This window comes from Pseudomonas sp. 14P5.3.2 (assembly GCF_057799175.1).
Genome location: NZ_JBYOKU010000056.1, coordinates 20059 through 31823 on the forward strand (window position 1 = coordinate 20059; position 11765 = coordinate 31823).

General features: G+C 63.6%; 14 protein-coding genes. All 14 read left to right on the forward strand.

What is annotated here, in order from left to right; genetic code table 11:
- The first annotated feature begins 38 nt into the window (after positions 1–38).
- The 14 genes from cobO (at position 39) to AC27VU_RS27860 (ending at position 11716) form a co-directional block, all read left to right on the forward strand.
- Positions 39–650, forward strand: coding sequence for a cob(I)yrinic acid a,c-diamide adenosyltransferase (gene cobO, locus AC27VU_RS27795; RefSeq protein WP_488725330.1), 612 nt, complete (start codon positions 39–41; stop codon positions 648–650).
- The gene (locus AC27VU_RS27800; protein ID WP_488725331.1) at positions 647–1996 is read left to right on the forward strand and encodes a cobyrinic acid a,c-diamide synthase CobB; all 1350 of its coding nucleotides are present in this window, start codon (positions 647–649) and stop codon (positions 1994–1996) included. The genes cobO and AC27VU_RS27800 overlap by 4 nt, the downstream gene beginning before the upstream one ends.
- Before the next feature lie 47 nt (positions 1997–2043).
- Positions 2044–2694 carry a 5,6-dimethylbenzimidazole synthase gene (gene bluB, locus AC27VU_RS27805; protein ID WP_103521553.1) on the forward strand — a complete coding sequence of 217 codons (651 nt, stop codon included), beginning with the start codon at positions 2044–2046 and terminating at the stop codon, positions 2692–2694.
- Positions 2691–3599, forward strand: coding sequence for an adenosylcobinamide-phosphate synthase CbiB (gene cbiB, locus AC27VU_RS27810; RefSeq protein WP_488725332.1), 909 nt, complete (start codon positions 2691–2693; stop codon positions 3597–3599). The genes bluB and cbiB overlap by 4 nt, the downstream gene beginning before the upstream one ends.
- A complete protein-coding gene (gene cobD, locus AC27VU_RS27815) occupies positions 3592–4584 on the forward strand; it encodes a threonine-phosphate decarboxylase CobD (protein ID WP_488725333.1) in 993 nt (330 codons plus the stop codon). The genes cbiB and cobD overlap by 8 nt, the downstream gene beginning before the upstream one ends.
- Entirely contained in the window at positions 4581–6032 is a 1452-nt protein-coding gene (locus AC27VU_RS27820) for a cobyric acid synthase (RefSeq protein ID WP_488725334.1), read from the forward strand. The genes cobD and AC27VU_RS27820 overlap by 4 nt, the downstream gene beginning before the upstream one ends.
- A 228-nt stretch (positions 6033–6260) precedes the next feature.
- Positions 6261–6782: a bifunctional adenosylcobinamide kinase/adenosylcobinamide-phosphate guanylyltransferase gene (gene cobU / locus AC27VU_RS27825; RefSeq protein WP_488725335.1), complete on the forward strand. Its 522-nt coding sequence runs from the start codon at positions 6261–6263 to the stop codon at positions 6780–6782.
- Positions 6779–7834 (forward strand): nicotinate-nucleotide--dimethylbenzimidazole phosphoribosyltransferase, encoded by a 1056-nt coding sequence (cobT, locus tag AC27VU_RS27830; protein ID WP_488725336.1) that lies wholly within the window; start codon positions 6779–6781, stop codon positions 7832–7834. The genes cobU and cobT overlap by 4 nt, the downstream gene beginning before the upstream one ends.
- Positions 7831–8406, forward strand: coding sequence for an alpha-ribazole phosphatase family protein (gene cobC, locus AC27VU_RS27835; RefSeq protein ID WP_488725337.1), 576 nt, complete (start codon positions 7831–7833; stop codon positions 8404–8406). The genes cobT and cobC overlap by 4 nt, the downstream gene beginning before the upstream one ends.
- A gap of 1 nt (position 8407) precedes the next feature.
- Entirely contained in the window at positions 8408–9139 is a 732-nt protein-coding gene (locus AC27VU_RS27840) for an adenosylcobinamide-GDP ribazoletransferase (protein WP_488725338.1), read from the forward strand.
- Between the two features lie 174 nt (positions 9140–9313).
- Positions 9314–9718, forward strand: coding sequence for a MarR family winged helix-turn-helix transcriptional regulator (locus AC27VU_RS27845; RefSeq protein ID WP_007950413.1), 405 nt, complete (start codon positions 9314–9316; stop codon positions 9716–9718).
- Positions 9719–9771: 53 nt separating this feature from the next.
- Positions 9772–10980 carry an MFS transporter gene (locus tag AC27VU_RS27850; RefSeq protein ID WP_103486115.1) on the forward strand — a complete coding sequence of 403 codons (1209 nt, stop codon included), beginning with the start codon at positions 9772–9774 and terminating at the stop codon, positions 10978–10980.
- Positions 10977–11102, forward strand: a complete 126-nt coding sequence (locus AC27VU_RS27855) for a hypothetical protein (RefSeq protein ID WP_256198942.1) — start codon at positions 10977–10979, stop codon at positions 11100–11102. Before AC27VU_RS27850 ends, AC27VU_RS27855 begins: the two co-directional genes overlap by 4 nt.
- Before the next feature lie 53 nt (positions 11103–11155).
- Positions 11156–11716, forward strand: a complete 561-nt coding sequence (locus AC27VU_RS27860) for a glutathione peroxidase (protein ID WP_488725339.1) — start codon at positions 11156–11158, stop codon at positions 11714–11716.
- The last annotated feature ends 49 nt before the right edge of the window (positions 11717–11765 follow it).

An 11765-nucleotide genomic window follows, 5' to 3' on the forward strand; every position in this document is an offset into this window, starting at 1 on the left:
CTGCCCGCCGTTATCCAGCCTCAACGGAGAGCTCCCCCATGACCGATTCCCCCGAGCGCGACGAACGCCATCTGGCGCGTATGCAGCGCAAAAAAGCCGTGATCGACGAACGCATCGCCAATTCGCCTGACGAATGCGGCCTGGTGCTGGTGTTGACCGGCAATGGCAAAGGCAAAAGCAGCTCGGCGTTCGGCATGCTCGCCCGCGCCATGGGCCATGGCATGCAGTGCGGCGTGGTGCAGTTCATCAAAGGCCGCAACAGCACGGGCGAAGAACTGTTCTTCCGCCGTTTCCCCGAGCAAGTGCGCTTTCACGTGATGGGCGAGGGCTTCACCTGGGAAACCCAGGATCGCCAACGTGACATCGCTGCCGCCGAAGCCGCGTGGGCCGTATCCCACGAGTTGCTGCGCGATCCGTCGATTGGCCTGGTGGTGCTGGACGAACTGAACATCGCCCTCAAGCATGGCTACCTCGATCTGGATCGAGTGCTCAGCGACCTGCAGGCGCGTCCGCCGATGCAACACGTGATCGTCACCGGTCGCGCGGCCAAGCCGGAAATGATCGAGATGGGCGATACCGTCACCGAAATGGGCATGCTCAAACACGCCTTCCAGGCCGGCATCAAAGCGCAGAAAGGCGTCGAACTTTGAATCAACCACGTCACTGTCCGGCGGTACTGATTGCCGCGCCGGCCTCCGGTCAGGGCAAGACCACCGTCACCGCCGCGCTCGCTCGCTTGCATCGCAATCAGGGGCGCAAGGTGCGCGTGTTCAAGTGCGGCCCGGACTTTCTCGACCCGATGATTCTCGAGCGCGCCAGCGGTGCGCCGGTGTATCAACTGGACATGTGGATGGTCGGCGAGCAAGAAAGCCGCCGCCTGTTGTGGGAAGCCGCCGCCGAAGCCGATCTGATCCTGATCGAAGGCGTGATGGGCCTGTTCGACGGCACGCCGTCCAGCGCCGATCTGGCGCGGCATTTCGGCGTGCCGGTACTCGGCGTGATCGACGGTACCGCCATGGCCCAGACCTTTGGCGCGTTGGCGCTGGGGCTGGCGCGTTATCAGCCGGATCTGCCGTTCGCTGGCGTGCTGGCCAACCGTGTCGGCACTTTGCGTCATGCGCAATTGCTCGAAGGCAGCCTCACCGAAGGTTTGCGCTGGTACGGCGCATTGTCCCGGGAAACCGGGATCGAGTTGCCGAGCCGCCATCTCGGTCTGGTGCAGGCCAGTGAACTGAATGATCTGGATCTGCGTCTCGACGCCGCCGCCGAAGCCTTGGCCAGCAGTTGCGAGGTAGCGCTGCCACCGGCCGTGGCATTCGCCGCGCCCGAAGTGATCCCTGCTGAACCGCTGCTCGACGGCGTGCGCATTGCTGTCGCTCGCGATGAGGCTTTTGCCTTCACCTATGGCGCCAGTCTCGATCTGCTGCGGGCGATGGGCGCCGAGTTGAGCTTCTTCTCGCCGATCCGCGATACGCAATTACCCGAGGCCGACAGCCTGTATCTGCCCGGTGGTTACCCGGAATTGCACCATGTCGCGCTGGCGCAAAACACCGCGATGCTCGACGCGATCCGTGCGCACCACGCCGCCGGCAAACCGCTGCTCGCCGAATGTGGCGGCATGCTCTATCTGCTCGACGCGTTGACCGATGTCGACGGCACCCGCGCCGAACTGGTGGGGCTGCTGCGCGGTGAGGCGGTGATGCAAAAGCGTCTGGCGGCACTGGCACTGCAAGCGGTGGATTTGCCGGAAGGTTCGTTGCGCGGTCACACCTATCACCATTCCCTGACCAGCACCGATCTGACGCCGATTGCCCGAGGCCTGAGCCCGAACGGCGGGCGTGGGGCCGAGGCGGTTTATCGGGAGGGGCGGATGACGGCGTCGTACGTGCATTTCTACTTTCCGTCGAATCCGACTGCGATTGCCGCATTATTTGCGCCAGACCTCAAGGTCGCCTTCGCGAGCAAGCTCGCTCCCACAGGGGATCGCGTTTCTTGAGCAAGCACCCCGTCCAATGTGGGAGCGAGCTTGCTCGCGAAGAGGCCATGACCGACAACGCATATTCCGAGGCCGAGCGCACAGCGATCTATAAAGCCATCGCCGAACGCCGCGACATGCGCCACTTCACCGGCGGCACGGTCGAACCGGAGCTGCTGCGCCGCCTGCTCGAAGCCGCGCATCAGGCGCCCAGCGTCGGCCTGATGCAGCCGTGGCGCTTCATCCGCATCAGCGATCGCGCCTTGCGCGGGCAGATTCAGCACCTCGTCGAAGAAGAGCGCATCCGCACCGCCGAAGCCCTCGGCGAGCGCAGCGACGAGTTCATGAAACTCAAGGTCGAAGGCATCAACGACTGCGCCGAAGTGCTGGTCGCAGCGCTGATGGATGATCGCGAAAAACACATTTTCGGTCGTCGTACGCTGCCGGAAATGGACATGGCCTCGCTGTCCTGCGCGATTCAGAATTTGTGGCTGGCGTCCCGTGCCGAAGGGCTGGGCATGGGCTGGGTTTCACTGTTCGAACCGCAGGCATTGGCCGACCTGCTGCAGTTGCCGGCCGGGGCCAAGCCGCTGGCAGTGTTGTGCCTGGGCCCGGTCAAGGAATTCTATCCGGCGCCGATGCTGGTACTCGAAGGGTGGGCGCAGGCGCGTCCGCTCAATGAGTTGCTGTACGAAAATTATTGGGGAGTGAGTCAATGAGTGTGGCGTTGTTGAGTGTCGCCGCGGTCGCGCTGGATGCGCTGCTGGGTGAACCGAAACGCTGGCATCCGCTGGTGGCGTTCGGCAATTTTGCCGGGCGCATCGAGCGCCGTTTCAATGCGGGCGGGCGTGGCTGGCGCAGTCACGGGGTCACTGCGTGGGTGATCGCCGTGTTGCCGCTGACCTTGCTCGCCACCGCGTTTTCCTGGGCACCGTACGTGGGCTGGATCGTCGAGATTCTGGCGCTGTATTGCGCCCTCGGCATGCGCAGCCTCGGTGAGCATGTCGCGCCGGTAGCCGCGGCCTTGCGCGCTGATGATCTGCAAGAGGCGCGCAAACGCGTCGGCTATCTGGTCAGTCGCCAGACCAGCGAACTGGACAGCACCGCCGTCGCTCGCGCCGCGACTGAATCGGTGCTGGAAAACGGCAGTGACGCGGTGTTCGCCGCGCTGTTCTGGTTTGTCGTGGCCGGCGCGCCGGGGGTGGTGCTCTATCGCCTGAGCAATACCCTCGACGCGATGTGGGGCTATCGCAACGAACGCTTCGAGCGCTTCGGCTGGTGCGCGGCAAAAATCGACGACGTGCTCAACTACATTCCGGCCCGGCTGGTGGCGCTGACCTACGCGCTGCTGGGCAACACCCGGCTTGCCTGGCAATGCTGGCGCACTCAGGGGCCGCAATGGGACAGCCCTAACGCCGGTCCGGTGATGGCGGCCGGTGCCGGTGCGCTGGGTGTCGAACTGGGCGGGCCGGCGATCTATCACGGCGAACTGCATCAGCGTCCACAACTGGGTGAGGGGCCGCCAGCCGATGCCGATTCGATTGATCGCGGCTGGCAATTGGTCCAGCGCGGGGTATGGTTATGGCTGCTGATTCTCTGCGTGGGGGCTGAATTCTATGCTTGAGCACGGTGGCCGGCTGCGCAAGGCTGCACTCGATTACGGGATTGCCGAGGCTGACTGGCTCGACCTGTCCAGCGGCCTCGCGCCGTGGCCGTTTGCGGTGCCGGAGATTCCGTTGCGCGCCTGGGCACGCTTGCCGGAAACCGATGACGGACTGGAGCAGGCCGCGTGCGATTACTACGGCGCCTCGCAGGTGCTGCCGGTGGCCGGTTCGCAAATGGCGATCCAGTTGCTGCCGCGTTTGCGCCGCGCCGGCAAGGTCGGCGTGTTGTCGCCGTGTTATGCCGAGCACGCCGAAGCCTGGCGCCGCAGCGGTTACATCGTGCGCGAAGTGCTGGAGCAGGAAGTCGAATTCTTTCTCGACAGCCTCGACGTGCTGGTGGTGGTCAATCCGAACAACCCGACAGGCCTGAGTCTGACCCCGGCGCGGCTGCTCGATTGGCACGCGCGGCTGGCTCAGCGTGGCGGCTGGCTGGTGGTCGATGAAGCGTTCATGGACAACACGCCGCAGCTGAGTCTGGCGCCGTATACCAGCCAGATCGGTTTGATTGTGCTGCGCTCGTTCGGCAAGTTTTTCGGTCTGGCCGGAGTGCGTCTGGGCTTTGTGCTGGCCGAGCGCAAATTGCTCAGATTGCTCGCCGAACAGGTCGGGCCCTGGGCGGTCAGCGGGCCGACACGAGTGCTCGGTCAGGCCTGTCTGCAAGACACCGAAGCGCACACCCGGCAACGTATTCGCAGCGATGAGGCCAGTGAGCGTCTGGCGCTGCTGCTGGAGCGCTACGGCTTCAAACCCCACGGCGGTTGCGCGTTGTTTCAGTGGCTGATCACCGAGCACGCGGCGGCGCTGCACGAATTCATGGCCCGGCGTGGCATCCTCCTGCGCATCTTCGTTCACAACAGCAGTCTGCGTTTCGGTCTGCCCGCCAACGCCGCTGAAGAAGCGCGTCTCGAAAACGCGCTGCAAGCCTTTGCCAAGGAATCGAAATGACCACCCTGATGGTGCAAGGCACCACTTCCGACGCCGGTAAAAGCACGCTGGTGACGGCGCTGTGCCGCTGGGCCACCCGTCAGGGCGTGGCAGTGGTGCCGTTCAAACCGCAGAACATGGCACTCAACAGCGCGGTGACCGCCGACGGCGGCGAGATCGGCCGGGCGCAGGCGGTGCAGGCGCAAGCGGCGCACCTCGAACCGCACACCGACATGAATCCGGTGCTGCTCAAGCCCAACAGCGACACCGGCGCGCAGGTGATCATCCATGGCCGCGCGGTCACCAGCATGAACGCGGTGGCGTATCACGACTACAAAGCCATCGCCATGCAAGCGGTGCTCGCGTCGCACCAGCGACTCAGCGCGGCGTATCCGCTGGTGATGGTCGAAGGCGCTGGCTCGCCGGCCGAGATCAACCTGCGTGCCGGTGACATCGCCAACATGGGCTTTGCCGAAGCGGTGGATTGCCCGGTGCTGCTGATCGCCGACATCAATCGCGGTGGGGTTTTCGCTCATCTGGTCGGCACGCTTGAACTGCTGTCGCCGAGCGAGCAGGCGCGGGTCAAGGGCTTCATCATCAACCGTTTTCGCGGTGACATCGCCTTGCTGCAACCGGGCCTCGACTGGCTGGAACAGCGCACCGGCAAACCGGTGGTCGGCGTGCTGCCGTACGTGATGGATCTGCACCTGGAAGCCGAGGACGGCATCGACCAGCGCCAGATCGACAAGGCCGAGCAAGTGCTGAAAGTGGTGGTGCCGGTGCTGCCGCGCATCAGCAATCACACGGACTTTGATCCGCTGCGTCTGCATCCGCAGGTCGATCTGCAATTCGTCGGCCCGGGGCAGGCGATTCCGGCTGCCGACTTGATCATCCTGCCCGGCTCGAAAAGCGTGCGCAGCGATCTCGCGTATCTGCGTGCCAATGGCTGGGACGCGGCAATCAATCGGCACCTGCGTTATGGCGGCAAGTTGCTGGGGATTTGTGGTGGTCTGCAAATGCTTGGCGAGCAAGTACACGATCCGCTGGGCCTGGAAGGCGCGCCGGGATCCAGTGTCGGTCTGGGTTTGCTGGCGTTCGAAACCACGCTGGAAGCCGAGAAGCAATTGCGCAATGTACGCGGACGTCTGGCGCTGGAAAACGCCGAGGTCAGTGGCTATGAAATTCATGCGGGCGTGACGCTGGGGCCGGCGCTGGAGAACGCGGCGGTGCATCTGGATGACGGCCGTTGTGACGGTGCGCAGAGTCTGGACGGTCAGGTGTTCGGCACCTATCTGCATGGCTTGTTCGAATCACCGCAAGCCAGTGCCGCGTTGCTGCGCTGGGCCGGGTTGAGCGATGTGCAGGAAGTGGATTACCACGGCTTGCGCGAGCGCGATATCGAGCGGCTGGCGGATCTGGTGGAGAAGCATCTGGATACCGGGCTGCTGCGTCAGCTCTGTGGGATTTAGGCTGGCTGTTACGGCCTCTTCGCGAGCAGGCTCGCTCCCACTTTGGAACGCATTTCCATGTGGGAGCGAGCCTGCTCGCGAAGAGGCCGGTTGCCTCAATACATAAATGACAGGACATCTCCATCCTCCACAGGGGAGTGAGGTGTTTCAGCCACTGCGGTCACTGTGGGAGCGGGCTTGCCCGCGAAGAGGGCGATTGCCTCAACACATAATTTTCAGGATGTCCCCATGCTCCAACTGATCCTCGGCGGCGCCCGCTCCGGCAAAAGTCGCCTGGCGGAAAAACTCGCCAGCGACAGCCACCTGGCGGTCACTTACATCGCCACCAGCCAGCCGCTGGACGGCGAGATGAACGAACGCGTCGCCCATCACCGCGCGCGGCGTCCGGTCGAATGGGCGTTGATCGAAGAACCGCTGGAGCTGGCCCGTGTCCTGCGTGAAAACGCCAGCGCCGAGCGTTGCCTGCTGGTGGATTGCCTGACCCTGTGGCTGACCAATCTGCTGATGCTCGATGACGCCGCGCGTCTCGCTGCCGAGCGCGAAGCCCTGCTGGACTGCCTGGCGTCATTGCCGGGAGAAATCATTTTTGTCAGCAACGAGACCGGAATGGGTGTCGTGCCGCTGGGCGAATTGACTCGCCGCTACGTCGATGAAGCCGGTTGGCTGCATCAAGCTCTGGCCGAGCGTTGTCAGCGAGTCGTCCTGACCGTCGCCGGCCTGCCCCTGACCCTGAAAGGACCTGCGTTATGACCCAAGCGTGGTGGTTGAACCCGTGCCAATCCGTAAATGCCGAGATCGTTGAACAGGCGGCGGCGCGCCAACAGCAACTGACCAAACCGGCCGGTTCCCTCGGTCGCCTCGAAACCGTGGCGGTGCAACTGGCCGGATTGCAGGGGCAGATCAAACCGACGATTGAACAGGTGTGGATCGCGATTTTTGCCGGTGATCACGGGGTGGTCGCGGAAGGCGTTTCCGCGTTCCCGCAGGAAGTCACCGGGCAGATGTTGCTCAACTTCGTCAGCGGCGGTGCGGCAATCAGCGTGCTGGCGCGGCAGCTCGATGCGCGTCTGGAAGTGGTCGATCTGGGTACCGTGACGCCGACGTTGAATCTGCCGGGTGTGCGTCATCTGAACATCGGCCCGGGTACAGCGAATTTCGCCAAGGGCGCGGCGATGACCCAGGCGCAGGGCGAACTCGCCTTGCAGGCCGGTCGTGACAGCGTGCTGCGGGCCAAAGCCGCCGGCGCTCAGTTGTTCATCGGCGGCGAAATGGGCATCGGCAACACCACCGCCGCCAGTGCGCTGGCCTGTGCCTTGCTCGACTGTCCGGTGGTGCACTTGACCGGTCCCGGTACCGGGTTGAATGCCGAGGGCGTCAGCCATAAAGCGCAAGTGATCGAGCGCGCACTGGCGCTGCACGCGGCGCAACGTGGCGATGCGCTGCAAACCCTGTTCAACCTCGGCGGTTTTGAAATCGCCGCACTGGTCGGCGCGTATCTGGCCTGTGCGCAGGAAGGCGTCGCGGTGCTGGTCGACGGCTTTATCTGCACGGTCGCTGCGCTGGTGGCGGTGCGGCTGAATCCGTCCTGCCGCGAGTGGCTGCTGTTCGGCCACCGTGGCGCCGAGCCGGGCCATCGCCACGTGCTGGAAACCCTCAACGCTGAACCGCTGCTGGAGCTTGGCTTGCGTCTGGGCGAGGGCAGTGGCGCGGCGTTGGCCGTGCCGCTGTTGCGTCTGGCCTGCGACCTGCACGGGCAAATGGCGACGTTCGCCGAAGCCGCGGTGGCGGATCGTCCGGCATGACGTTGCGTCTGGACCTGCTGCGCCACGGTGAGACTGAACTGGGCGGCGGTTTGCGCGGCAGCCTTGATGATGCGCTGACTGAAAAAGGCTGGGCGCAGATGCGTGCCGCCGTGGTGGCGGGTGGGCCGTGGGATCGGCTGGTCAGTTCGCCGCTGCAGCGTTGTGCGCGGTTTGCTGTCGAGCTGGGCGAGCAACTGAATCTGCCGGTTCATTTGGACAAGGATCTGCAAGAACTGCATTTCGGTGCCTGGGAAGGGCAGAGCGCAGCGGCGCTGATGGAAACCGATGCCGAGGCGCTGGGACTGTTCTGGGCCGATCCGTATTCGTTCACGCCGCCGCAGGGCGAACCGGTCAGTGATTTTGCGGCTCGCGTGCTCGGCGCGGTGGCGCGTTTGCATCAGGCCTATGCCGGCGAGCGTGTGTTGCTGATCAGTCATGGCGGCGTGATGCGCCTGCTGCTGGCGCAGGCGCGTGGTTTGCCGCGAGAGCAGTTGCTCAATGTCGAAGTCGCGCATGCTGCGCTGTTCGCGCTTAGCGTCGAAGCCGATGGCGTGCTGAAGGAAGGTCACTGAGATGCTGCCACTGTGGATCGCCCTGCAATTTCTCAGCAGCTTGCCGATTCGTCTGCCGGGGATGCCGGAGCCGGAACAGCTCGGGCGTTCGCTGCTGTTTTATCCGCTGGTGGGGCTGCTGTTCGGGGTGATCCTCTGGTTGTTGAATCTGGCATTGGCTGGCGCGCCGTTGCTGCTGCATGCGGCGCTGTTGCTGACGGTGTGGGTGCTGCTCAGCGGGGCGCTGCACCTCGATGGTCTGGCTGACAGCGCCGATGCCTGGCTCGGTGGCTTCGGTGATCGCGAGCGCACGCTGACGATCATGAAAGATCCGCGCAGCGGACCGATTGCGGTGGTGACGCTGGTGTTGGTGTTGCTGCTGAAGTTCTGCGCGTTGCTGGCGCTGCTCGAGCAGGGGCACGGGGTTGTGCTGATCATCGTGCCGTTGCTGGGACGTGCGGCGTTGCTGGGGCTGTTTCTGACCACGCCGTATGTGCGGGCGGGTGGGTTGGGGCAGGCGTTGGCTGATCATTTGCCGCGCCGGGCCGGTTGGTGGGTGCTAGGGGCGAGTGCGCTGGCCTGCTTGCTGATTGCCGGGGTGACAGCGATTGTTGCGCTGGTTGTCGCGTTCGTTGGGTTTGTCTGGCTGCGGCAGGTGATGATGCGGCGGTTGGGCGGGACTACGGGCGATACGGCGGGGGCGTTGCTGGAATTGCTGGAAATGGCGGTGTTGGTTGGAGTGGTGTTGGTCTGAGATATTTCTATGACAGTACCGGCCTCTTCGCGAGCAAGCCCGCTCCCACATTTGCAATGCATTACCCTGTGGGAGCGGGCTTGCTCGCGAAGACGGTGTGTCAGACGCCACAAAGCTTATTGATAAACTCATGTGTAACTTGATTTAACACAGTCGCGGGTATATACACGCATCATGCTTCCTTCTCAGTGTTTGTGCACCAACCTGCGTCGCGCCGCTCGTGGCGTCAGCAGGCATTACGACGGCGCTCTCGACGGCTTCGGGATCAACGTTGCCCAGTATTCTTTGCTGTGCAATCTGCAGCGCCTGGATCAACCGAGCATCTCGGAACTGGCCGAAGCCATGGGCCTGGATCGCAGCACCCTGGGGCGCAATCTGCGGGTGCTCGAAGGTGAAGGGCTGGTGGCGCTGGCCGAGGGCGAGGACATGCGTAATCGCATCGTCCGGCTCACCGAAACCGGTGCACAGCGCCTTGCGGCGGCCCTGCCGGCCTGGGAAGCGGCGCAACAGCGATTGATCGATCGGCTGGGCGCCGAGAAGCGTGAAACCTTGCTGCGACTGTTGGATGAACTGGCCTGAAGGCCGGTTTTTCCGGTTTTAAGCGGGTATATACCCGCGAACGGAGAATAACAATGACATCGATGTGGCGTACGTGCGGTTGGGTGTTGCTGGGAAGTGCGCTGATTCTGGCGTTGTCGTTGGGCGTGCGGCACGGCTTCGGTCTGTTCCTGTCGCCGATGAGTGCGCAGTTCGGCTGGGGGCGCGAAGTGTTCGCCTTCGCCATCGCCCTGCAGAACCTGATCTGGGGCCTGGCGCAGCCTTTCACGGGCGCGCTGGCTGACCGCTTCGGCGCGGCGAAAGTGGTGCTGGTCGGCGGCGTGCTGTATGCCGCGGGCCTGGTGTGCATGGGCTTGTCCGATTCGGCGCTGACCCTGTCGCTGAGTGCCGGTCTGTTGATCGGTATCGGCCTGTCTGGCACCTCGTTCTCGGTGATTCTCGGTGTGGTTGGGCGTGCCGTGCCGCCGGAAAAACGCAGTATGGGCATGGGCATCGCCAGTGCCGCCGGCTCGTTCGGCCAGTTTGCGATGTTGCCGGGCACGCTGGGTTTGATCGGCTGGCTCGGCTGGTCGGCGGCGCTGCTGGTGCTTGGCCTGCTGGTGGCGCTGATCGTGCCGCTGGTGAGCATGCTCAAGGACAAGCCGCTGCCGGTGCTGGGCCACGAGCAAACCCTGTCCGAAGCGTTACGTGAGGCCTGCTCGCACTCGGGTTTCTGGTTGTTGGCGTTCGGCTTTTTCGTCTGCGGTTTTCAGGTGGTATTCATTGGCGTGCATTTGCCGGCCTATCTGGTTGATCAGCATCTGCCCGCCACGGTTGGCACTACGGTGCTGGCGCTGATCGGACTGTTCAATATCTTCGGCACTTACACCGCTGGATGGCTCGGCGGGCGCATGTCCAAGCCGCGTCTGCTGACGGCGTTGTACCTGTTACGGGCGGTGGTGATCGTACTGTTTCTGTGGCTGCCGGTGACGACGACCTCGGCGTACCTGTTCGGCATGGCCATGGGCTTCCTGTGGCTGTCGACGGTGCCATTGACCAACGGTACGGTGGCGACTTTGTTTGGCGTGCGTAACCTGTCCATGCTCGGCGGTATCGTGTTCCTGTTCCATCAGCTCGGCTCGTTCCTCGGCGGCTGGCTGGGTGGGGTGGTGTATGACCGTACCGGGAGTTATGACTTGATCTGGCAAGTGGCGATTCTCTTGAGTCTGCTGGCAGCCGCGCTGAACTGGCCAGTGCGCGAGCGTCCGGTGGCGCGCCTGCAACCGGCTGTCGGCGCCGTATGAAGCGTTCCTGGCCGCGAATCGCCTTCACCGCACTCGGCGCGCTGTTGCTGGCGCTGGTGTGGTGGGGCTGGCATCAGGGCGGGTTGGCGTTGATGCAGTTGGGCATGGGTGCTTGCTTGTAGGCTTGGAGGGCGAGTAACGTCGATCTCTGATAACCGCATCAAGGATGCCCGACATGTTCATGCGCTGGTGTGCTGTACCCGCGTTGTTGATGGCGTTGACCGGACTGGCCCAGGCCGCTGATTGTCCGGAGGCGCTGCAAGGTTCGTTGCCCAAGTTGCGCGCCAAGGAATCAGTCGATCTGTGCCAGCGTTACGCCGGAAAACCGCTGGTGGTGGTCAATACCGCCAGTTTCTGTGGCTTCGCCCCACAGTTCGAGGGCCTCGAGGCGCTCAATCAGCACTACAAGGCGCAAGGCCTGGAAATGCTCGGCGTACCGTCCAATGACTTCAAGCAGGAGTCCAAGGACAGCGCCGAAACCGCCAAGGTCTGCTACGCCAATTACGGCGTGACCTTCACCATGACCGAACCGCAGAAAGTCCGTGGCGACGACGCTACTCATCTGTTCAAGGTGCTGGCCGAGCAGAGCAGCGCGCCGAAGTGGAATTTCTACAAGTACGTGATTGATCGTCAGGGCAAGGTGATCGCGAATTTCTCCAGCCTGACCAAGCCCGATGATCCGGAGTTTATTGCGGCGGTAGAGAAGGCTATCGCCTCAAAACCACTGCAACCATGAAGATGCATGCCTTTGCCCTGTTCCTGTAGGAGCTGCGGGGGGGGGGGGG